The sequence below is a fragment of the Epilithonimonas caeni DSM 17710 genome (genome assembly GCF_000426465.1).
In the GTDB taxonomy this organism is placed as follows: Bacteria; Bacteroidota; Bacteroidia; order Flavobacteriales; family Weeksellaceae; genus Epilithonimonas; species Epilithonimonas caeni.
Genome location: NZ_AUFK01000009.1, coordinates 720,459 through 744,345, shown reverse-complemented (window position 1 = coordinate 744,345; position 23,887 = coordinate 720,459). Strand labels below are relative to the sequence as shown.

Here is a 23,887-nt window from a genome sequence, read left to right as displayed (position 1 = left end):
ATTTAAAAATATGATTCAAAAATCGATGTTTAATTCCGGGAAAATAGCTGCTTTATCGACAGCTGTGATTTTCTTTTCGGGAATTTCTTTAGCTCAGGCGCAGGAAACCAAACCTGTTAAAGACACAACTTCTGATAAACAGATTGAAGAAGTTGTTTTGGTAGGTTCCAGAAGTGGAGGACGTTCCAAAGCGGATAGTCCGGTTCCTGTGGATGTTTTCAATCTGAAAGATATTCAACAGTCTCTGCCACAGACCAATATCAATCAAATCCTAAATACGATTGCACCGTCTTTTACTTCAACCATTCAAACAAATGCTGATGGCTCTGACCACCTTGACCCCGCTCAGTTGAGAGGATTAGGTCCAGACCAGACTTTGGTTTTGATCAATGGGAAAAGAAGACATACGTCGGCACTTGTCAATGTGAACGGTGCGCCGGGAAGAGGAACTGTTGGAACAGATTTGAACGCCATTCCAGCTTTTGCTTTAAGCAGAATCGAGGTTTTAAGAGACGGTGCTTCTGCTCAATATGGTTCTGATGCCATTGCTGGCGTAATGAATCTCCAGCTGAAAAGAGATACTGGAAAATTAACCGGGCAGTTCAATTATGGAGGTTATTTGACTTCAGCAGCCAATGATCATACTGGTAATTATGATGGACAACAATTTCAAGTAGATCTGAATTATGGAAATAAGATTGGACAAAAAGGCGGCTTCTATAATATTACCTGGTCTTCCCAGTTCCGTGACCCGACAAGAAGAGCCGGAACAGAGAGTGGAAATATATATAATGCTTACAACGCTATTGAAAAGAGAGCTGCTGAGAATGGTGTGAATCTTTCGTCTTATTTTAATAATATTAACAATCTAAAAGGAACAGCCGGTGAGCAAGATTTTGTAGATCTGATTCATCAATATGCACAAGGTGTTAATTACTTTGATTCCGGATTTCAGTCAAATATTCAAAACGCTTCCACTATTACAGCTTTGCAGGGTTTATTAGGAGCTAATTATACAGACCAGGAACTGGCTTACAGAGGACTGACCAGAAAGGATTTCAATATGCAGGTAGGACAGTCGAAATTGAATAATCACCAGTTATTTGCAAACATAGAAGTTCCATTGAATGATGATTGGAAAGTTTACACTTTTGGAGGTTATTCTATAAGAGATGGAGCTTCCGGAGGATTCTACAGGAGACCAAACCAATCCAGGACGTTTACGGGATTGTATCCTGATGGTTATTTGCCGGAGATTCACACCAGGATACAGGATGTTTCTTTATCAGCCGGAATCAAAGGAAAATGGGACGGCTGGAATGTAGATTTCAGTAACACATTCGGACAAAATAGTTTTGATTATACCATTGAAAATACAGGGAATACGAGTTTAAGATTCAATTCTCCGAGTTCTTTCAAAGCAGGAGGATTGCAGTTTTTGCAGAACACGATCAATTTAGATTTCAGCAAACAATTTGATGTTTTCGAAGGCCTGAATGTCGCTTTCGGGGCAGAACAACGTCACGAGAATTTCAAAATTACTCCAGGAGAAGAAGCATCTTATACAGCTTATGATATTTATGGAAATCCACAGACAGCTACTTCTATAAATCCAACAGATTTTTTCGGAGCTGCTTTGGCAGGAAGTTCTCAGGTTTTTGCAGGTTTCCGAGAAGCTAATAGGACCAATAAAAATAGGAATGCTTATGCGGCGTATGCGGATCTGGAATTCAATTTTACCAATTGGTTGTTGGTAGATGCGGCTGTTCGTTATGAGGATTACTCGGATTTTGGTTCGACATTCAATTACAAATTGGCTTCAAGGATCAAATTGACAGATGATTTTAATTTCCGTTTTGCCGGTTCGACGGGTTTCAGAGCACCATCGATTCACCAAATCTATTATAATACAACTTCTACATTATTTACAAATGGCGAGTTGAGAGAAGTAGGGACATTCAGCAATTATTCTCCGATTGCGGAAGGTTTCGGAATCCCGAAGCTGAAACAAGAAACGTCCAAATCTGTAAGCACAGGGTTTACGTATAAGATTCCATCGCTTAATTTGAATATAACTGCGGATGCTTATTTTATCAGAATTGATGACAGAATTGTATTGACAGACCAATTCACCAGATTTGCCAACCCGACTACCGAAGCTCAACAAGCAGTCAATGACGAGTTTACCAAAGCGGATGTGAATGCAGCGCAATTCTTTGCCAATTCTATTGATACGGAAACAAAAGGTTTGGATGTGGTCATCAGTCATAATTACAGAACAGGTGCTATAAAGCTGAATAACGATTTTGCCATCAATTTCAACAGAACCAAAAAAGTCGGCGATATCCACGCTTCTGACCTATTGAAAAATGCTGGCTTGGAAAATACCTATTTTGGAGAAAGGTCAAGAGTCTATCTGGAAGATTCTGTTCCGAAAGTGAAAGCTAGTTTATCTAATAATGTAAAGTGGAACGATTTTAATTTCTATTTGAGAAATACCTATTACGGAAAAGTTTGGGGATCTGATGTAGTTGATGCAAACTTTGATGGAATTTTATTACCAAATGAACATCAATTGATCTCAGATAAAATCATTACTGATTTGTCAATTGGTTATGATATCAACAAGAATTTTAATTTAACTATTGGAACAAACAACTTGTTTGACATTTATCCAACCAAGAACGTTACTGCTTCCACGAATAACGACCAGTTCATCTATTCACGTTCAACTTCTCAGTTTGGGCAAAACGGACGATATGTGTTCAGCAAGCTGACGGTTTCTTTTTAATTAAACTATTTTTTTAAGGTTTTTATATTTGTTTTGAAATGACATCGGGAGTTTTCCCGATGTCGTTTTTTTTGAATCTTTGTAAGAATGCTTCGAGAGCCTCAGCATGACATTTCTAATACTAACTTTTAAGTACAATATTGTCAGTCTGAGGCTCTCGAAGACCTATACTTATGCATCCAATTTAGCGTTATTCAATCTCAAAGAATTCAGAATAACAGAAACAGAACTGAAACTCATTGCAGCCGCTGCAATCATCGGACTTAATAAAATTCCGAAGAAAGGGTAGAGCAGGCCTGCAGCTAAAGGAATCCCCAAAACGTTATATATAAAAGCGAAGAATAGATTTTCCTTAATGTTTTTCAGCAGTTTTTCACTCAGGATTTTTGATTTTGCTACCCCGAGAATATCGCCTTTTAATAAAGTTATTTCTGCACTTTCAATCGCTGCATCGGTTCCTGTTCCCATTGCAATTCCGATATTAGATTGGGCTAAGGCCGGCGCATCATTGATGCCGTCTCCGGTCATTGCTACGATTTTGCCTTCGTTTTGGAGTTTTTTGATTTCGTTCATTTTATCTTCCGGGAGACAATTGGCTTTGTAATGTTTGATTCCCAATTCTGTTGCGACGGCTTTTGCGGTATGTTCGTTATCGCCGGTCATCATTATGACTTCGATATTTTGAGAATGGAGATAATTGATAGCTTGTTTTGAAGTTGCTTTGATTTGGTCTGAAAAACTTAAAAATCCGAGAACTTTTCCAGCTTTTGCTAAGTAGGAAATGGTTTTTGCCTGGTCTTGACTTTGAATTACGTTTTGTTTTAATGATTCAGGAATTTCGATATTGAAATGTTTTAATAAAGCTTCATTTCCAAGTAATATCTCTTCATTATTGATTTTTCCTTTAACCCCTTTTCCTGAAATATTTTCAAAGCTCTGAACTTTTTCAAATTGTAGGTCAGGATTGTCACTCTGAGCTTGTCGAAGAGCCTCTAAGACCGCATTTGACAAAGGATGTTCAGAATTCTGATTCAATGAACCGCCTAATTTTAAGACTTCATTTTTATCTGTATTTTCAAATGTTTCGATGTTATCCAGACTTGGTTTTCCTTCTGTTAAAGTTCCTGTTTTATCGGTAATCAGGACATTGATTTTATGCATTTCTTCAAGAGCTTCTGCATTTTTGATCAAGATTCCGTTTTGAGCACCTTTTCCGATTCCGACCATCAGACTCATTGGTGTTGCCAAACCAAGAGCGCACGGACAGGCTACGATCAGAACCGCAACAGCATTCACAAATGCATAAATCAACTTATTCTCGCCACCGAAAATATACCATAAAATGAATGTCAGAACTGCAATTCCAATAACTGTCGGAACGAATATCTTTGAGATTTTATCCGCTAATTTCTGGATAGGTGCTTTGCTGCGGCTGGCTTCGTTGACCATTTTGATGATTTGGGAAAGCAAAGTTTCATCACCTACCTTTTCAGCTTTCATCAAGAAAGTCCCATTGCCGTTAATCGTTCCGGAAGTGACTTTATCATTGGATTTTTTCTCTACAGGGATTGGTTCGCCGGTAATCATTGATTCATCTACGTTGGAATTACCTTCGATAATTTTTCCATCAACCGGGATTTTTTCGCCAGGCTTCACTCTTAATATATCATTGATTTTAACTTCTGCCAACGATACTTTTTTCTCGTTTCTGTCAACAACCAGATTGGCTGTGTCCGGCGAAAGATTCATCAAGGCTTCTATGGCTTTCCCTGTTTTCATATGGGCTCTTGCTTCCATCATTTGCCCCATAATTACTAAGGTCAAAATCACGCAAACGGATTCGAAGTAGAGTGGGACATTTCCACCGTGAGCTAATTCGTGTGGAAGAATATTTGGAAAAAATAGGGCAACCAAACTAAAAATAAATGCTGCGGCAACACCCAAAGCAATCAATGAGAACATATTGAGATTCCAGGTTTTGAAGGAAACCCAGCCGCGTTTCATCAGAAACCAACCGGCATAAAACAGAACCGGCAAAGTCAGAATCAATTCCAAAATCCCCTGAATCTGATGGGAAAAGGGCCAGTCAACTATCATCCCGCCCATCGATAAAATAAAAACAGGAATAGAAAATCCCAAAGCAGTCCAGAATTTTGTCTTTAATAATTTGTAAGTCTCATCTTCGTGGTCATTGTCTTTTGAAGGTTTTGGAACGAGGTCCATTCCACAGATCGGGCAATTTCCGGGTTCGTTCTGTACAATTTCAGGATGCATTGGACAAGTGTATTCAACAGCTTTCTTTTCCGGAATTTTCACCAGATCCATTCCACAAACCGGACAACCGACATTGGAATCGTAGACTTTATCGCCTTCGCAGAACATTGGACAATAATATTTTCCGGCATTTTTTGATTGATTGATTGTTGGTTTACTATGGTTGTGGGAATAATGTTGATGTGATCCTTCGACTCCCCTGTTGTCCACAAGTTCCTGAGTTATTTGCTCTAAGTGCATATGACAAACCGGACATCCTGAATCTGATTCGTAAGTTTTGTCGCCTTCACAGAACATCGGGCAAAAATAATCTCCGATTTTATCTTTGAAGCTTTCCGGCAGATTGGTTTTAGAATACGTTTGGGGCTTGTTCCTGTGGTCATCGCGCTCTTCTATCGGAACGAGGAACATATTGCAGACCGGGCATCTTCCGGGTTTGAAATACAGTTTTTCACCCTCGCATTCCATCGGGCAATAGTAAACGGAACTTGGAGAAATCCTTTGATTGGGATTGGGGTGTTCGTGATTATGATGATTGTGATTTTCCATTTTTTTTGATTTTCAGACACAGAGAGCACAATGTTTTTTATAATAATCTATGATTTAAGTTCATAAAGATTATCTGGTTTCGCCCGATTTGTTATTATTGATGCAAATTTCTGAAAAATAGATGCCAATCAGTTATAAATAAATGGAAAGATGTTATATATCCTGTTTTTAAAATTCTAATTCATCAAAATCTTTGATTTCAGAAAGTTTGATGAGTTTCCTTGCAGGTAGTTTTTCCCAAGTGTCTTTGAATTTTATATTATCATCTCCATCGTCATCTTTGTTGAGGTTATCTCTAGTCAGTTTTTTTCTTGTTAAGAAGTTGATGCTTGTTTCTTCTTGTGGAACAGGACCACGATTGTAGCTTGCATCATAACCAATCAATTCGAAATCCTGATTCTGATGTCTGAATGTGTAATTCCAATAGCCATATCTTCCGTGTGCATAGTTTACAATCAGGTTTCCTTTTTCTATAGAAATAAACAACTCGGGAGCGTAATAAACACCGCCTTCTTCGTTCTCAGATGAGAAGCAGCTGTTATTTTTAAGGGCTAATTCATAGTGGTTGCCTTTGTTGAAGAGAACGATAATCCCTCTTCGGTTTCGGTCTAGCTGACCACGGGTTTCGTGCTGAATGACTTTGCTTTTATCCGTTCCTTTGATGAGGAGAACCAAATCCTCCAAACCATCTTTGTTCAAATCTCCTTTTATATCTTCTGTTCCGGCTTCTTTATAAATCACATAGCCTTTCGGTATAAAGCTGGAGCTATTATCTTGAAATTCTGCAGCTGATTCTATCTTTTTGGATTGAATTGTGTCAGAGATTGTATCTTTTTGTTTGTAAATTGGTTGGTTTTTTTCTTCTGATTTGGAATTACAAGCAATTACAAAAAATATCGTACTTAAGTAAAAAGGCAGTTTTTTCATTGTTTTAGTTTTTCGAAATAACAGATTGACATTCAAAAATAATGCCTTTAGAATTTACTAAAGGCATTAATATATTTAACAAAACTATATACTTAATTCCAGAATCTTCTCTTTCAATTCTTGATAGATTTTCTGAGTAAAAGGTGTTTCTATATCTAGTTCTTTTCCGTAATGGATGATAGCGCCCGCAAACAATTCGAGTTCGTTGTTTTGTTTTTTGAAGTTGATATCGAGTTGTAAAGAAGTTGGTGTTTCCGATGGGAAAGTTGTAGCTTTTTCGAAAGTCTTTTCGATAATATCATCAGGTAGACCGATTTGTTTTTTATAGGCAATTAGTTTTATTTCCTGCATTATTTGAGTTGCTTCCTGCTTTTGAATAGTGTCAATACAAACTGTTCCGATGGACGAATTATATTTTGCAGTTACCAATCCGAAACTGGCTACAAAAAAGAACTTGGTCCAGATATCCACAAACGAATTTTCTTTGAAATCAAAATCAATTCCGCTGTCTTTTATCAACTGAACAATCCAATCAACATCTTGCGAGAAATTAGCCGGGTCTTTTCCGAAAATCAGTTTTCCTGCTTTTCCTTTGTGTTCAACAATTCCTTTTTCTTTGATGTGAGAAGCGACATAAACGCAGGCTGGCAAAATCGTATTCTCCGGAATTATTTTTCTGATTCTGTCATAGATATCGACTCCATTCATTAGCGGAAGGAGAATTGTTTTTGGAGAAATTATCTGTATCAGTTGTGTGCAAACGTTTTCCAGATCATATTCTTTCACGCAAATCAAAACTAAATCCGGATTCTGGATTTCTGATATATTTTGAACAATTTGGTTAGGTTTTGTAATGCTGTTCGAATGTTCGGGAGAGAGTAGTGTTAAACCATTTTCCTTGACGATATCATAAGTCTGATTTCTTGCAACAAAGGTAATATCAAACTGATTTTCCAATTCATTGAACTTATTGATTTTAAAACCAAAATAACCACCAACACCGCCCAATCCTATGATTGCTATATTTTTCTTTTCCATTAATTCTTATCTGTTTGTAAAATTCTTAGCAAATTTGGCGAAAATAGAGTAGAAATAGATATAAAATAGTTTCCTATTTAAAGAAAAACCTTCAGAATTTCTGAAGGTTTTTTTATATTAAGAATTGATTTTAATTATTTTCTCGGTTTCAAAGACAAATTATCCACATAAACAGCCTGATGAACACCATTCAATAAGACTTTCAAACCAATGTGGCTGTCTTTTTTCAGACTCATGTTGATGACTTTTTTCTCTTTGGTAATTTCTTGCGGTTTAACAATCGAAACAAAAGATTTTGGGTCAGATGCTTTTCCAACTGAGAAAATTTCCAATGAAGTTTCTCCACCGTTGTCCGTGATGTCAAGACTTAATGTATAATTTCCGGCTTTTACTTTTGGTGTAATGAGATACATATTTTCCTTTGGGTCGGTCATGGAGTAGAAAATGACTTTTTTCTCGCTAGCGTAAAGCATTGCTTTCCCTTTCTGAACTGTCCAGCATTTGTCTATGTCTTTCCAAGAATCAAAATTTTCGTTAATTGCAGTTACAGTTTTGCATTGTGCATTGATGGTGAAAAGTCCTCCAACAGTCAAAATTCCTCCGAATATTAGTTTTCTCATTTTTAATTATTTATTATGATGTAAAAATAGTTAAAAAAGCTTGTGTTGCAAAGTTTATTTTTAATGAATCTAAATAATATTATCTTGATTTTTAAAATTACATTTTTTCTAATTTCATTTTAAAAATCTCCTTCGCATTGAAAACGATCACAGCCACAAATATCAATGAATAAGCACAGATTTGAATCAGGTTCAGTGGTTCATTGTAAACTGTGCTGGCTAAGATAAAAGCAATGATTGGATTGATGTTCAGAATCATTCCGACTTTGGAAGAAGCGATTCCTGTCAATGCAAACAAATTCAGCAATAATGGAACAATGGTGTACATTACTGCAATGATTTCTACAAAGAAATAGAACTTAAACTCTGTAGGAACCGGTCCTGAATATGCAGGGAAAAATGGTAATAATATCAAAGCTGAGATGACAATGTGGAAATTAAGAATCAAAAATTTATCAAATTGTTTATTTTGACTTTGACAAATCAGATAAGCGGCGTAAGTGAATCCAATCAAACTGCTGTAAAACATATCCAGAATATTGGTGTAAGACAACAAAACACAACCGGTCAAACTTAGAAAAACCGACAACCATTGGAGTTTACTCAGTTTATCTTTCAGTATAAAATACGCCAAAATTGTTGTGATAATCGGACAAACGAGATACGCCACTGAAGTTGCACGAACGCTCACGTGATTCATCACATAGATAAACGAAAACCAGTTGGCGGTCAACAAAACGCTGCTTCCGATATTAACAATAATCGTTTTTCTTTTCTCCTTTTGGGAAATCGATTTGAAATAATTCAGGTTCTGTTTCAGTTTTTCTCTTTTGAAAAGGATAGAAACCAAAGACATGATCAGCGCACAGCTGAAAACCCTGTAAAAAAGAATGTCCAGAGATGTGTAAGAATGTAGCGGTTTCAGCACCAGACTGAAAGTCCCCCAAAGAGAAAATGCTAAAATAGCAGCCAGATAATGTTTGAGATTGTTCAAGACGTTGTTTCTTTTTGAATCAATAAAATTGCTGTGCAAAAGTAGACAACTTTTACCTGAACTTTTCTACAAATCCATTGATTTTCTCAATCTATAATTCCAATTTTATTTTCAGCACAATCAATGAGAATACTATTGTTTAGGAAGATTTTGTTTCCCAGCATTCCCGTCATTCCGGAAAACTTCATCATAGAAAACTGAGCATTAGAAAACCCTTCGACATAAGTGATTTGTTTTACCGAAACAGACTGGTTTTTGAAATAGATTCTCTCGTTGCAATCCGCTGTGTAGGTTGTCAGAACATCATTCCAGGACTGTTCTTTTTCAATATCGATTTTTGAATAGGGCGATTTCAGTTTTTGCCATTCTTCTTTATAAGTTAGGAGTTCGTAAGCGCTTGTTCCGGAATCGTAGAGAAATTTTCGTTCTTCGCCTTTCAAAATTCCATTAATAATAATTTTTCTCTTCTTGAATTTAAAATCGAAAAGTTGATTTCTGAATTCCCATGGAACTTGATTCAGATTGAAAGCGACTTTGTTCTCTTTGAAGTTAATCAATGTTTTTCGATTTTCCAGAATATCTGCGCCAATAGTTCCTATGATTTGGATTGAATCTTTTTTATCAGTTTTTTTAGTTTTAAAGATTTTGAATTGATTCGAAGAGATTTCCGTATTTCCAACAATGAAAGAAGTTTTCGCCTTATCATTGTTAATAGAAATTTCTCTAATGTTTTTTATCGAATTGGAATAAAATACTGTGTAAGGTGAACCTGTGTCAAATTGCAGATAATAAGTCTCTGGGTTTCCGGAAAAATGAATGGGAAGAAGCAAAACGTTTTTGTCATTTCCCAACCAAGTGATCGGGATATTTCCGCTTTCGTTTTTGATAGTTAAATAATTGTCTTCCGGCGTAAATTTCCGGTCGAAATAAATATATCCGCCAACCAATATCAAAACCAATAGGGCTAAAAATCCTAAAGCTAATTTCTTAAAAAGTTTCATTGTCCAATTTTTCTGCAAGATTCGGTTTTTGAAGCCGAATTTGTCGTAGAAATGATATGACAATTTTACGTCAGTTTTATGACTTGATTTATAAGAAGTTGTTTTTCAGTTTTATAGAAAGTGTATTGTTTTGGTTGAGACTGATACCGTTTCTGATGACAACCCAAAGTTTGATGATGATAAAAGCAATCAAAGGAATTAAAAACAATGGAAATCGGATAGAAAACCAATACTGAATAAACGGACTTAATATCAACGAAACCGAAACAAAAAATGCCAAAATAATCTGAACACAAATAATGCTTTTTCCCAATTCTCGATTAGTAGAATCTTGAGTTTTATAAGTCAAAATCGCAGGAAAAATAATTCCACCAAACGGAATGATCAATCCGGATAAGGCAGACAGATTGATGAGTTTTGCTCTGTCAATTTGGATGTTTTCTTCCTTTGAAAATAGATTTTCCGGTTCAATTTCCAAAGTCTTTGCAATGGCTTTCAAAGTAAAACCTTTTGGGATATTTCCGGACTCAATCCTTTGAATGGTTCTTAACGAAAGTCCGGATTTTTCTGCTAACTCATTTTGAGTCAGATTTTTGGCTTCGCGAAGGGTTTTGACTTTGGATTGCATTATGATTCGTCAGTTTCATCTAAATTAGGAGAAAGTAAACTTTTTTCTATTGTTATAACAGCAATCTGAATAGTTATAATAACAATATATTTATATAAAGATAATAAAAGCTCTTTTTTATATATGTAATTGAAATTTTCAGGGTAGATGGTAATCTCTCCATTATGAACAAAATTATTTCTTATCGAATATGTAATAGTTAATAGTTCAAGATGAGTGAAGTTTGGAAGATTATTTCTATTATTTAATTTAGTTATTATTGAATCTAATCTATTTTTTTGACCTCCTTTTGCTAAATCTCGACAATAAATTAGATAATCTTTAAGACTATTTATCTTATGTATAGAATTGAAATTAGACTGTAAATTATTGTTAGCTTCATAAAGTGAGTTTTTAATTTTTTCATCATTAAAATAATCACTATTTGTTGATTTGTCTAACCATTGTATTTTTAAATTTGTTATATCAGAATTTAATGCTTTTTTGTGTAAAATAAAATAGGCTTCATAAGCAAACCAAATATCAGAAAGTTTGTATAATAAAAGATGGCAAAGTTTTAATTCATCATATTTTCTATTTACAAAATTTTCATTTAAAGAAATTTCTTGTATTGCCATTCCTAAACGAAGCTTAGCATCAAATTTCACGAAACTATCTTGTAATCTTATCAAACTTATTATTTCATCATCTTCATTTGCATTAAATATTTTGTTTTTAACCTCATCAAATAAAGTTTCGTATCTTGAATAAATTATATTAAAGTCCAATATTGAATTTTCTATCATTGTTTTAGTTTTTATAAATTTATTTATGTAATTCAAACCTTATCCAGCGCAATCCTCTTTTTCTCTTTAGAATTCAGAAACTGAGTAGGAGAGAAGCCTGTGATTTTCTTGAACTGATTAGAAAGATGCTGAACACTTTTGTAACCTAATTTTTGCGAAATCTCTGTCAAATTCAATTCTTTGTAAAGCAACAGTTCTTTCACTTTTTCAATCTTTTGAAGAATGAAATATTGTTCTAAGGTCACAGCTTCGTTTTGAGAAAAAAGTTTGGAAATAGAACTGTAATCTCTGTGTAATTCGGAACTCAGGAATTCTGACAAAATAAAATCATCGCCCAAATCTTCCTCAGAAATTTTCTGAATTATCAAGGTTTTGATTTTCTCGATTTGCTTTTTAGAAGAATCTTCTAAGATTTCAAATCCGGTTGATTTTAGTTTCAAGTTCAACGTTTCGAGCTCTTGATTGGAAATCTCGTTTTTGGTTTCAACTTCGCCTAATAAAATTTGATCGATCTCAATTTTCAAATCCTCCAATATCGATTCCACCGCCGAAATGCAGCGGTTGCAAACCATATTTTTAATAGAGATTTTCATCTCACGAATTTAAGGAAATTTTAATCAAAAAAAGCACCACGATTTGTGATGCTTTCAAAGAATTATGTTTGATTAATTATTTAATAATCAATTTGGTATTTGATTTTTTACCTTCAGATTGTTGAGTTATTATGTAAACTCCGGCTTGTAAATTAGTATTGATTTCATTCTTTCCCTTATTGACAATAGAAGAGAAAACTACTTTTCCGGTAAGGTCTTGGATCACGATATTTCCATTGTTTTCAGTTTCCAGGAAGAAATGGTTTTTGCTTGGGTTGGGATAAACGCTTAGTTTTGATCTGGCAACATCAGACACGGCTAATATTTCGGCACAGTTGTAAGGTTTATAAACAATTGTATTAGCCGTTTGACTTCCCAAAACAGCTTCTACCATTGCATCTGTGGAAAGTTCATCTTCTCTCCAGCAGTTTCCAATAGCGTTTACAGTATTAGAAGTGTTGTTGAAGAAAGCGGTTGTGGTTCCATTATTACCATTGTTTTTGAAGATGTTGTTTCCGTGGTCTTCGTCTGTTCCAAGGTCTATGATAGCATTACTTAAAACTGTAATTCCCCACAAGTTTCCTCGGATTTGATTATCTCTTACAATAACTTTTTGTGTTCCTGTTAAGGAAATTCCACTACCGCCTAGATTAGGATTGTTTTCAGTATTATTATTTTCAATAATATTATTGAGGATGATTCCAGAACTTCCTGCACCTTGGTGAGTAATACCATAACGATTATCTTTAACAGTATTTCCTTCTACTCGAAATCTGTTTGTTCCTCCCAATAAACCAGAGACGGAAATACCTCCAGATTTCGTGATCGCTCGGTTTCCAATAATTTCGTTATTGATCACCCTTGTAGAATCAACTCCCGCCGGGCCCATATTGATTTGAGGATAGTTTCCATTGTCGGTGTTATTTCCGTAGAAATAATTGTTAATAATATCTATAGAAACACTTCCAGAAGCTCCGGAATTGATTCCTGCTCTAGAGTTTTCCAAGAATTGCGAGTTTTTTACCACATGACCTCCTCCTTGAAACAATGCTAATGCTGCACTACTTGCAAGGCTGCCGGTGGAACCGCTAAGAGAATTATTATTTCTATAAAGAATACAATTGTCCATAAGGAATCCTGTTGCAGTCAATACACGAACACCACCACCATATTCAACTCGGGTGTTTTTCATTTCAGCAACAGAGCCTTCCTCAAAACGGATTCCTCGGTAAGGTGCAGTGATATCGCTCGCTGTGATTGTAAAATTAGTTGCTGTGGTTTTGTATTCTCCATAGACGAAAATTGCAACTCCTGAATTAACTTTCAATGTCGTATTTTCATCAATAAGAAGTTTGTCCGTTGCGGAAAGTGTAAGGTCAGCTGTCAAAGTGTAATCTGTACCATTTTTAACCAAAACTGTTGGAGCAGCAGCCGATAAACTTGTCAATGTGTAGCTGGTGCCGTTTCCCGGACTTGTGAATTGAGCACTCAAAAAAGCACTGCAAGCCACAAAAAAAAGTGTCATTTTTTTCATAAGCATAAAATTTTCTATTATCAAATGTATTAATGTATTTTTATTTTTAACATAATATCTTTGTTAAAATTTTTAATTATGTTTTCAGAAATCATAGCAGGAACAATGCGTTGGGGGATTTGGGGAGCCGATCATTCTCCAAAAAAAGTACAGGAATTGATAGAGGTTTGTCTCGAGGAAGATATCACCACCTTTGACCATGCCGACATCTACGGGGGCCATACAACCGAAGAACTTTTTGGGGATGCGTGGAAAGAAATGAATATTGACAGAGAAAAGGTCCAGTTCATTTCCAAATGTGGAATCGTAATGAATTCTGATAAGAAGCCTTCTGCTCTCAAATATTACAATTATAATTCGGATCATATTCTGAATTGTGTGGATGAAAGCCTGCAAAACCTTAAAACCGATTATCTTGATGTTCTGTTGTTGCATCGTCCTTCGCCGTTGATGGACCCGGAAGGAATTGCTAAAACATTTCGAATTTTAAAAGACAATGGAAAAGTAAGAAACTTCGGAGTGAGTAATTTTTCCGCTTCTCAGTTTGAATTGATGGATCAACATTTTCCCTTGATCACAAATCAAATTGAGGTTTCCGTAAACGAGATTTCATCTTTTGATAATGGTGTTTTGGACCAGCTGATGATGAAGAATCTTCGTCCGACCGCTTGGTCTGTGATGGGAACTTATTTTTCAGAACAATCGGAGCAGAATATCAGAATCAAATCCATAATCGACAATCTTTGTCATAAATACAATGTAGACGAGAACCAGGTCTTATTGGCATTTATATTAAAACATCCGTCAAGGATCATTCCCGTTATTGGAACTTCCAAAGCGGAAACGATCCGGAAGTTAAACGCTGCTTCAATGATTGATTTGGAAACAATAGATTGGTTCAAAATCTTAGAAGCAGTCAAGGGAAAAGAGGTAGATTAATATTTTAATAATTTTAAAATTAAAATGCCGATTATTCAAAAATAATTGTACCTTGCACCAAATTATATTTGAAATCAATAATCTTCATTTTTTGTTGTTTTTCCTTATCTATAATTTTAAAACAACGTTTTTATAACTTAATTTTTTTTTAAAATGAACATTTTTGTTTCAAACATCAATTACGCAACTAGAGAAGATCAATTGCAAGAATTATTCGAAGGTTTTGGAGAAGTTTCTTCTCTTAAGATCATTACTGACAGAGAAACTGGGAGATCAAAGGGATTTGGTTTCGTAGAAATGGGAGACGCTGAAGGGCAACAGGCTATTGAAGCGCTTAACCAAAAAGAATTCAATGGGAAAGCTCTAAACGTAACAGAAGCAAGACCAAAAGAAGAAAAACCAAGACGTTCTTTCGATAACAACCGTGGCGGAGGTTACGGCGGTGGAAACAGAGGCGGTGGAAACTACGGAAACGGTGGTGGAAACAGAGGCGGCGGAAGTCGTTGGTAATATTAGCTTACTGATAAAATTTAAAAGCAACTCGATTTGAGTTGCTTTTTTTTATGATTTTTTCTTTTTCTTCTTTTTGTCTTTGTTTTTCTTTTTCATTTTTTTTTCAGATGTGATTTCTTTGATGAAGTCCTGGATCGGATTATCCTTCTCCACATTTTCCAGCAAAGGGACAACCTTCGTTTTTACTTCAAAAAACTGACTGAGGTCATTTGGTTTAACAAGTTTTTCATCTATCAGAACTTTTAATAGCTCGCTTCCGGAATTGTGGAAATAATTGTCCAGGAATCTTTTTAATACAAATTTTCGATATTCCATAAACCCAATGGCAGGCTTGTAAAGATAGATCCTTCCTTGTTTTTCGGTTTTGAGATAATTCTTTTCTACCAATATTTTTAGAAATGTAGAAACTGTATTTTGATGGGGTTTTGGTTCTGGGAAAATATCCATCAGTTCACGGAAATAGATTGCTTCTTTTTCCCAGACGAGTTTCATTATTTCTTCTTCTGAAGATGTCAAAGGTTGTATTAACATAAAAATCAATTAGAAAATAATAGCTTTCACCATTATCAGGTAAATCAAAGATACAAAAATTGCGATCCCACCACCAGAAAGAACTTCTTTTACAGTATGCCTTTTCAGAATGACTCTGGTAATTCCTATTAAAACGGCTAATAGAAACCAGAAAATTCCTATTGTTGGATCGATCGCAAAAAACAAGGCCGATACATAAATATTGAGACTTGTATGCATCGAGCTTTTGATATAGAAATTACTAATTTGCATTAATATCAATAATATACAAAGCATCAGGACCGTCCAGTCAATTTCCTTATGAAGAAAGTAATCGACAGCTAGAAAAACAATTGTCGAAATGATAATGAATATATATAAGGAATGTCTTTGCTTTCTGTTGGACACATCCATGTTGGTGTAATTGCCCCTTTTTACATTTCTATAGATCCAAAGTGCGGTTGGGATGATAAGCAGGAAAAGAATTGGCAAGAATTTCTTTGAAGCTTCTTCCCAAGTATAATTCTTATAACTGTAATAAAAAAAGTAGATGACGAGCGAAACCAATGGATTGAAGAAATTGGAAATGAATTTTGATATATTTAAGATAAAAGCGTTTTTGGGTTGCATTCAGAAAAATTTCGGTTCAATATACAAAATATCGTTTTAAATTCTATATTTCTGAATTTATCTACTGCCGGCACAATCGATTGCATTAAGTCTGAAGCTTTTTGAGCTGATGATTTTATTCATCAAAAAATATGATAATATGCATACAATAAAGAAAGATTTTTTTTCTTATTTTTGCTACATATTTCGAAATTACAATGAAAGAATTTTCTAAAGAAGTGTACCTTAAATGGTACGAAGAAATGACGATGTGGAGAAGGTTTGAAGACAAATGCCGTTCTCTTTACTTAAAACAAAAGATCAGAGGTTTTTTACATCTATATAACGGTCAGGAAGCGATTCCTGCAGGTTTTACCCACGCAATGGACATGTCCAAGGACAGTATGATCACGGCTTACAGATGCCACATCCATCCAATGGCAATGGGAGTAGATCCTAAAAGAATTATGGCAGAACTTTGCGGAAAAGCAACCGGTACTTCTCAAGGTATGGGCGGGTCTATGCACATTTTCAGCAAAGAACACCGTTTCTACGGAGGTCACGGTATCGTAGGCGGACAGATTCCTTTGGGGGCTGGGATTGCTTTCGCTGACAAATATTTTGACAGAAAAGCGGTCAACATCTGTTTTATGGGAGATGGAGCGGTTCGCCAGGGTTCACTTCACGAGACTTTCAACATGGCAATGAACTGGAAACTTCCTGTGGTATTCGTTTGTGAGAACAACGGTTACGCAATGGGAACTTCTGTTAAAAGAACGGCCAATCACGAGGATATCTATAAATTAGGATTAGGTTACGAAATGCCTTGTCTTCCTGTAGATGCAATGGATCCGGAAAAAGTTGCCGAGGCAGCTTACGAGGCCATCGAAAGAGCTAGAAGAGGAGATGGGCCAACTTTCATAGAAGCAAGAACTTACCGTTACAGAGGTCACTCTATGTCAGATGCTGAACCTTACAGAACGAAAGAAGAAGTTGCTCAATACAAATTGGAAGATCCTATCGAGATCGTAAAACACAGAATATTGGAAAATTCTTGGGCTACTGAACAAGAGCTGGAAGCTATCGATGAGAAATCAAGGGAATTCGTAGAAGAATGTATCGATTTTATGGAAAACTCTCCATATCCAGATGCAAATCTTCTTTACGATTATGTATATTCAACTCCGGATTATCCATTCATCAACAAATTAGAAAATAATTAATAACGATTTGATGATGTGAAGATCGATTAAGTTTATTTTAATAATTATCTCACCGCATCATCTCATTATCAAATTAACATATAAAAAATTATGGCAGAAGTAATTACTATGCCCCGTTTGTCGGATACGATGACGGAAGGTAAAGTTTCAAAATGGCACAAAAAGGTGGGCGACGCCGTAAAAGAAGGCGACATCCTCGCAGAGATCGAAACTGATAAAGCTGTTCAGGATTTTGAATCAGAACTGAATGGTACACTATTATATGTCGGAGTAGAAGAAGGAGGACAAGCGCCTGTAGATTCTGTTTTGGCAATTATCGGTAAAGAAGGAGAAGATGTTTCTGCTCTTATCGGTGGCGGTGCAAAAACTGAAGAAAAGAAATCTGAAGAAGAATCCAAAACTCAGGGCGAATCTACATCTGTAGAAACTGCTGACGAAGGTTCTGCTTCTGCTGATATTCCTGATGGCGTAGAAGTGATCACAATGCCACGTCTTTCTGATACAATGACGGAAGGTAAAGTGGCTAAATGGCACAAGAATGTTGGTGATGCTGTAAAAGAAGGCGATATCCTTGCAGAGATCGAGACGGATAAAGCGGTTCAGGATTTTGAATCCGAATTCAACGGAACTTTATTATATCAAGGTGTTGGAGAAGGTGAAGCGGCTGAAGTGGATAAGATTTTGGCAATCATCGGACCTGCGGGAACTGATGTTTCTGCGGTTGTTTCCGGCGGTGGCAAAAAAACGGCAGCTCCAAAAGCTGAAGCTAAATCTGAAAACAAAACTGAAGATAAAAAAGAAGCGGCACCAGTTGCGGCATCTTCTACAGGCGAAAGAGTAGCAATATCTCCGTTGGCTAAGAAAATTGCTCAGGATAAAGGAATCGATTTCTCTGGAATAAAAGGTTCTGGAGAGAACGGTAGAATTGTGAAAAAAGATGTTGAAAATTATCAGCCATCTGCACAACCTGCTGCTGCGTCCGCGTCAAAAGCGGCTCCTGCACAGCCAAGTGTTGCATTCACGCCGGGTGAAGATTCTGAAACGCCTAACTCTCAGATGAGAAACATCATCGCGAAGAGATTGGCAGAAAGTAAGTTCACTGCGCCACATTATTACCTGACGGTGGAAATCAATATGGACAAAGCCATCGAAGCTAGAAAAGAGATCAACAGCTTGCCGGATACGAAAGTATCTTTCAATGATATGGTGATCAAGGCTGTTGCTGTAGCGCTTAGAAAACATCCGCAAGTTAATTCTTCATGGGCAAGCGATAAAATCGTTCACCACGGTAATATCAACATTGGTGTAGCGGTTGCAGTTCCGGACGGATTGGTAGTTCCTGTATTGAAAAATACAGATTATATGAACTATAACGAGATTTCTGCAGCTGTAAAAGATATGGCCGGAAGAGCAAAGACCAAAGCGCTTAAGGCTAATGAAATGGAAGGTTCTACTTTCTCTGTTTCTAATCTTGGAATGTTCGGAATTGAGACATTTACATCAATTATCAATCAACCGAATTCCGCAATTTTATCTGTAGGAGCAATTATCGAGAAACCAATCGTGAAGAACGGGCAGATCGTTGTTGGAAATACAATGAAGTTGTCTCTGGCTTGTGACCATAGAGTTATCGACGGTGCAACAGGCGCTCAGTTCTTACAAACATTGAGAACTTATCTGGAAAGCCCATTGACGCTTTTGCTAGGATAGAAAACTTATTCGAAATATTATTTATAAAACCTTTCAACTTGTTGGAAGGTTTTTTTGATACCTAGAACAATCTGTTTAGAGAAAAACACAACTTGGATTTGGTTCAAACGATTTGTTTAAAGAGAAACACAAATTGTATTTGGTTTAAACAATCTGTTTAGAGAAAAACACAACTTGTATAATGTTCAAACAATTTGTTTAGAGAAAAACACAACTTGTATTTGGTTTAAACAATCTGTTTTAAAGAAAAACAAATTCTGTCAAGGTGGTTTTGATGTTGGATCTGCGTAAGGGATGGAAGTGGTTATCCTTTTTGTCTTTTTTGAAAGCATCTTTCGCTGGAGAAAGTTTCTAAGACAAAAAGATATGAACGGACAGCCCGACCCGCTTGTTTTTGCCTGATGACAAAATTTTATGAGAAGGTAGAAATATCTGAGCAAAAACAAAGGGTTACGCCCAAATAATTATCATTTCAATTTGGGATTTGATTATATTTGTGCCGTGAAAAATCTTGGGTTTTTATTTCTATTTTCTGCGGTTTTTGCTTTTGGGCAAGACCATCTTTCTGGTTTTAATATGATGTCTTTTACTTATAAAGCAACCCCGAAATGGATGGCTTATATGGAACTGCAGACGAGAGCCAGACGTGATTATACAGTAATTGATTATTACGAGACAAAAGGTGGAATCGGTTATAATATTACCAAAAACAATCAGGCTTTTGTAGGACTTGGAAGATATGGGACTTATGAGAAAATGAAGATCTCTCAAGAGGAATTCAGGCTTTGGCTGCAATATACTTTCACACAGAGATTTGGGCGACTGAAGCTGGACCACAGAGGCAGAGCGGAACATCGTTTTTTCTATGCCAGCCAAACCGGAGAACATACGGAAGCAAACCGTTTCCGGTACAGATTGAGTGGAACTTTGCCTATCAATAAAGATAAAGTGCAGGAAGAGACATTCTTTGTAAATGCTTTTGAGGAGTTATTCTTTGGCTCGAGAGAACCGAACTTCAAAAGAAACCGAACTTTTGCAGGCTTTGGTTACCAGTTCAATCATACGTTGTCTGCAACTACGGGTTATATGTTCCAGCGGGAGTTTTCTACAAAAGGTAATGATAATTTCCATTTTCTTTACTTTTCTCTGAACTTCACGTTCGATTCTAGCGATGACGAGAAGGATATTGTAATTCCTATGGTGGATTAATTTACCACATACGCACATAGCAAATAAAAAAGGTCAAATAAAAATTTCATCTATCTGACCTTTTTTATTTTTAAAGAAATACATAGAGTCTATGTGTCTATGTGGTTTTAAATTCTAATACTTTTCAGAAAGATAGAGGTAAGCTTTCAGATATTTGTTAAAGCGTTTCAAATCTTTTTCCTGTAGTAACTCTGTACATCTGGTCAGATCCATATTGTCCCTTAGGTCATTCAGTTTTACAGCAATAGCAAGTGGACTTGTTTCTATCCTTGCAACGAATGCATCGTAATCCAGGTGTTCTTCTTCTCGTTTTGTAAGACATTCGATAGCCTCAAGGATATATTCTGGGAATCCTTTTTCACGCAAATATTCTATTGGAAAGTCAGGATTGTCTTCCACAACATCGTGGAGAATACCTACAATCTTTTCATCAATGGTTTTGCCGGCATTCATCACTCGGAAAACATGTCCTAAGTATGGTGCATCATATTTGTCAGTTTGTTTTTTATGGGCTTTGGTAGCAATTTTTATGGCTTTGTAGAGTAGTTCGTGCGTCGACATTTATTTTTTTTGTTTTTATTGAACAAATGTAAATACTGAAAGTATAGAAAGCAATATCAAAACTACTTTTTTCATTGATTAAATTTTAAATTGAAAATAAAAAAACCTTAACTAATTATGTTAAGATTTTATTAAAAATATAGTTTTTAGTACTATCTTCCTTTAAGTTCATCTAAAAGTCTTTCTAAGGAATTGAGGTCAGAAATCAAAACCTCTCTCGCTTTCGCACCATTGAAACCGCCCACAACGCCAGCAGCCTCCAATTGGTCCATGATTCTTCCGGCTCTGTTATATCCTAATTTCAGTTGTCTTTGTAACATAGATGTTGAACCTTGCTGTGTAGAAACCACTATTCTCGCACCTTCTTCAAACAATGCATCTTTTTCATTCGGGTCAAATGCCCCAACAGTTGAAGCGGCATCTTCTCCGGAATATTCAGGAAGAAGATAAGCGTCAGAATATCCTTTTTGCTCTCCAACGAATTCCGCAATTCTTTCCACTTCCGGTGTATCTACAAATGCACATTGAAGACGAGTCAGATCATTTCCGTTGAAATAAAGCATGTCTCCTTTCCCAACCAATTGTTCCGCTCCTGGCGAATCCAAGATCGTTTTAGAATCCACTCCGGAAATTACTCGGAAAGCAACTCTCGCAGGGAAATTCGCTTTGATCATACCTGTGATTACATTGACAGAAGGTCTTTGCGTCGCAACAATTAAATGAATTCCGATCGCTCTCGCTAACTGAGCCAATCTTGCAATCGGATGTTCCACTTCTTTTCCAGCTGTCATGATCAGGTCCGCAAATTCATCTACGACCAAAACAATGTATGGCAGATATCTGTGCCCATTTTCAGGATTCAGTTTTCTTTGGGCGAATTTGGCGTTGTATTCTTTGATGTTTTTACAGAACGCATTTTTAAGCAATTCGTAACGGTCGTCCATCTCGATACAAAGTGAGTTCAATGTGTTGATCACTTTTGCATTATCTGTGATGATCGCATCTTCTGTATCGGGTAATTTCGCCAGATAATGTCTTTCAATCTTTGAATAAAGTGATAATTCCACTTTTTTCGGGTCAACCATTACGAATTTCAGTTCGCTTGGGTGCTTTTTATAAATCAATGAAGTTAAAATCGCATTAATACCAACAGATTTACCTTGCCCTGTTGCTCCGGCCATCAAAAGGTGAGGCATTTTTGCAAGGTCGGCCACGAAAACCTCATTGGAAATAGTTCTACCAAAAACGATTGGCAGATCCATATCAGCAGATTGAAATTTAGGCGATGCTACAACCGAACGCATCGAAACCATTGTTGGATTTTTTCTTGGAACCTCGATTCCAATGGTTCCTTTTCCTGGCATCGGTGCGATGATTCTGATTCCAAGAGCTGAAAGATTCAGAGCAATATCGTCCTGTAGTTTTTTAATTGCTGCAACTCGGATTCCTGCTTCCGGTACGATTTCGTAAAGTGTAACGGTTGGACCAATCGTCGCTTTGATTTCAGAGATTCCTACGTTGAAGGTTTTCAATAAACCAACAATTCTGTTTTTATTTTCTTCGAGTTCGTCTTTATTGATTGTGATTTCTTCGTTTCCGTAATCTTTCAGTAATTCAACAGAAGGCATCTGGAATTTTGCCAGATCCAATTTATGGTCATACAAACCATGTTTGCTAACTAGATCATCAGATTTCTGCTGTTCTGCTGTTACCGGGAAATCTTCATCTTTCTTTATTTCTACATTGAAGGCAAAATCATCTTCAGCTTTTACAGCCGGAGTCGATACAATCGTTTTTTGAGGTTCCGATGGAGTAGAAGATAATACAATTGGTTCAGGAGCAGATTGTTTAATTGGTTCTCTGATATCTTCCTTGAAAGAAGTTTGATTCGGGGTTTTTATTGGTTCAAAATCCTGAGTGACCTTAATATTACTGAAATCGTTATCCGTTTTTATTGGCTTTTCTTTTCCTGTAAACTTTTCAGGGATAAATTCTTTTTCCAGTTCTTCATCCGCTTCAAATTCTTCATCAGAATCTGGCATTAGATTTTTAAGTCTTCCGAATGTATTGTCATTGATGTCATTCAGTTTATTTTTGATAGAACTCGGCCTTAGATTGAATTCCAGGACAAAATACAAAGCGAAACTTACCAAAAGAACTAGCCAAAGTCCCACAGAACCAATATAAGATTTCAGATAATCCATGATCTGATAACCATAAACACCGCCTAAAACGCCTTCGCCATTGGTCACTGCACCAAAGAAAATCGGAGTCCAGCAAATGAAAAATAAACTGTGGGAAATGGTTTTCCAAGGTTTGAAATAATTCTTCTTGAAAATCAATGTGCCAAAAACAAAGCATAAGAATGCGACAACAAAGGCCGCTACACCAATACTTTCAAAAATGAAAAGATTTCCCAGCCAATCACCGATTTTCCCAAATAGATTGGAAGATTGTACTGTTTTGTCAGACATTGTGCCTGCTTGGCTCTGGTCGGCTTTCCAGTTCATCAGATAAGAGACGAAAGAAAGTGTCAAAACAACTGATAATATGATGAGCGTAACGCCCGAAATTATCCTTGGCTTTGAGATGATTTTACTTGAGTTGGAGGTCGTATTTTGTTCGTTGTTCATTTTCAAAAAAAGGTCAATAGATGCAAATTTAATGTTTTTTATTAGTCATATATATTGTTGAGAGTTATTTTTAATTTTTCTTAAAATTATATGAATTTTTAGCACTCTAATTATCAGTTTGAAAAGGCTTATTAAGAATGTTTCAAAATAACGATTTGGCTTTTCAAAATGACAAAAAACAGTTTTTTTTGATGCCTTTGTGATTTATCATCCTTATTTTTGTGGATTCTAAATTTTCAGATTAAA

At 36.1% G+C, this 23,887-nt stretch carries 20 protein-coding genes; 6 read left to right on the top strand and 14 right to left on the bottom strand.

Translation table 11 applies throughout. The annotated features are described in order from the left end of the window. Nucleotides 1–10: 10 nt before the first annotated feature. Nucleotides 11–2,791 carry a TonB-dependent receptor plug domain-containing protein gene (locus K319_RS0104600; RefSeq protein ID WP_156907045.1) on the top strand — a complete coding sequence of 927 codons (2,781 nt, stop codon included), beginning with the start codon at nt 11–13 and terminating at the stop codon, nt 2,789–2,791. 171 nt (nt 2,792–2,962) lie between these two features. Here the strand turns inward: K319_RS0104600 and K319_RS19785 are convergent, their stop codons facing one another. From K319_RS19785 to K319_RS0104550, 10 genes are all read right to left on the bottom strand, one after another. After that, nucleotides 2,963–5,614, bottom strand: a complete 2,652-nt coding sequence (locus K319_RS19785) for a copper-transporting P-type ATPase (RefSeq protein ID WP_034671360.1) — start codon at nt 5,612–5,614, stop codon at nt 2,963–2,965. A 168-nt stretch (nt 5,615–5,782) separates the two neighbouring features. After that, nucleotides 5,783–6,541, bottom strand: coding sequence for a hypothetical protein (locus K319_RS0104590; protein ID WP_027382565.1), 759 nt, complete (start codon nt 6,539–6,541; stop codon nt 5,783–5,785). Between the two features lie 84 nt (nt 6,542–6,625). Then, nucleotides 6,626–7,579, bottom strand: a complete 954-nt coding sequence (locus tag K319_RS0104585) for a ketopantoate reductase family protein (protein ID WP_027382564.1) — start codon at nt 7,577–7,579, stop codon at nt 6,626–6,628. 134 nt (nt 7,580–7,713) lie between these two features. Beyond that, nucleotides 7,714–8,199 carry a PALP domain-containing protein gene (locus tag K319_RS0104580; RefSeq protein ID WP_027382563.1) on the bottom strand — a complete coding sequence of 162 codons (486 nt, stop codon included), beginning with the start codon at nt 8,197–8,199 and terminating at the stop codon, nt 7,714–7,716. 97 nt (nt 8,200–8,296) lie between these two features. Next, a complete protein-coding gene (locus K319_RS0104575; RefSeq protein ID WP_027382562.1) occupies nt 8,297–9,193 on the bottom strand; it encodes an EamA family transporter in 897 nt (298 codons plus the stop codon). Between the two features lie 86 nt (nt 9,194–9,279). After that, nucleotides 9,280–10,194, bottom strand: coding sequence for a hypothetical protein (locus tag K319_RS0104570; RefSeq protein WP_027382561.1), 915 nt, complete (start codon nt 10,192–10,194; stop codon nt 9,280–9,282). 88 nt (nt 10,195–10,282) lie between these two features. After that, on the bottom strand, nt 10,283–10,822 hold the full coding sequence (locus tag K319_RS0104565; protein WP_027382560.1) for a helix-turn-helix domain-containing protein: 540 nt from the start codon (nt 10,820–10,822) through the stop codon (nt 10,283–10,285). After that, on the bottom strand, nt 10,822–11,607 hold the full coding sequence (locus K319_RS0104560) for a hypothetical protein (RefSeq protein ID WP_027382559.1): 786 nt from the start codon (nt 11,605–11,607) through the stop codon (nt 10,822–10,824). The genes K319_RS0104565 and K319_RS0104560 overlap by 1 nt, the downstream gene beginning before the upstream one ends. 32 nt (nt 11,608–11,639) lie before the next feature. Then, nucleotides 11,640–12,200, bottom strand: coding sequence for a helix-turn-helix domain-containing protein (locus K319_RS0104555; protein WP_027382558.1), 561 nt, complete (start codon nt 12,198–12,200; stop codon nt 11,640–11,642). A gap of 76 nt (nt 12,201–12,276) precedes the next feature. Beyond that, entirely contained in the window at nt 12,277–13,725 is a 1,449-nt protein-coding gene (locus K319_RS0104550; RefSeq protein ID WP_169712650.1) for a right-handed parallel beta-helix repeat-containing protein, read from the bottom strand. A gap of 87 nt (nt 13,726–13,812) precedes the next feature. On the opposite strand from K319_RS0104550, the gene K319_RS0104545 reads away from it, so the two are divergent. Beyond that, complete coding sequence (locus tag K319_RS0104545) at nt 13,813–14,673, top strand: aldo/keto reductase (RefSeq protein ID WP_034671359.1); 861 nt, start codon at nt 13,813–13,815, stop codon at nt 14,671–14,673. A 153-nt stretch (nt 14,674–14,826) separates the two neighbouring features. Further along, the gene (locus K319_RS0104540; RefSeq protein ID WP_027382555.1) at nt 14,827–15,183 is read left to right on the top strand and encodes an RNA recognition motif domain-containing protein; all 357 of its coding nucleotides are present in this window, start codon (nt 14,827–14,829) and stop codon (nt 15,181–15,183) included. A 51-nt stretch (nt 15,184–15,234) separates the two neighbouring features. Here the strand turns inward: K319_RS0104540 and K319_RS0104535 are convergent, their stop codons facing one another. Together K319_RS0104535 and K319_RS0104530 are read right to left on the bottom strand one after the other, a co-directional pair. Continuing rightward, nucleotides 15,235–15,717 carry a BlaI/MecI/CopY family transcriptional regulator gene (locus tag K319_RS0104535; RefSeq protein ID WP_027382554.1) on the bottom strand — a complete coding sequence of 161 codons (483 nt, stop codon included), beginning with the start codon at nt 15,715–15,717 and terminating at the stop codon, nt 15,235–15,237. A gap of 9 nt (nt 15,718–15,726) precedes the next feature. Next, entirely contained in the window at nt 15,727–16,326 is a 600-nt protein-coding gene (locus K319_RS0104530; RefSeq protein WP_027382553.1) for a phosphatase PAP2 family protein, read from the bottom strand. A gap of 197 nt (nt 16,327–16,523) precedes the next feature. Here K319_RS0104530 and pdhA point away from each other — a divergent pair, with 197 nt between their 5' ends. The 3 genes from pdhA to K319_RS0104510 all read left to right on the top strand — a co-directional run bounded on the left by pdhA (nt 16,524) and on the right by K319_RS0104510 (nt 20,447). Further along, nucleotides 16,524–17,528, top strand: coding sequence for a pyruvate dehydrogenase (acetyl-transferring) E1 component subunit alpha (gene pdhA, locus K319_RS0104525; RefSeq protein ID WP_027382552.1), 1,005 nt, complete (start codon nt 16,524–16,526; stop codon nt 17,526–17,528). Between the two features lie 90 nt (nt 17,529–17,618). Next, complete coding sequence (locus K319_RS0104520; RefSeq protein WP_027382551.1) at nt 17,619–19,238, top strand: pyruvate dehydrogenase complex dihydrolipoamide acetyltransferase; 1,620 nt, start codon at nt 17,619–17,621, stop codon at nt 19,236–19,238. A 477-nt stretch (nt 19,239–19,715) separates the two neighbouring features. After that, the gene (locus K319_RS0104510) at nt 19,716–20,447 is read left to right on the top strand and encodes a DUF2490 domain-containing protein (RefSeq protein ID WP_027382550.1); all 732 of its coding nucleotides are present in this window, start codon (nt 19,716–19,718) and stop codon (nt 20,445–20,447) included. A 114-nt stretch (nt 20,448–20,561) separates the two neighbouring features. Here K319_RS0104510 and K319_RS0104505 read toward each other — a convergent pair whose 3' ends face one another. Further along, a complete protein-coding gene (locus tag K319_RS0104505) occupies nt 20,562–21,008 on the bottom strand; it encodes a phosphohydrolase (protein ID WP_027382549.1) in 447 nt (148 codons plus the stop codon). A gap of 152 nt (nt 21,009–21,160) precedes the next feature. Beyond that, nucleotides 21,161–23,641, bottom strand: a complete 2,481-nt coding sequence (locus K319_RS0104500; protein ID WP_027382548.1) for an FtsK/SpoIIIE family DNA translocase — start codon at nt 23,639–23,641, stop codon at nt 21,161–21,163. Nucleotides 23,642–23,887 lie beyond the last annotated feature (246 nt).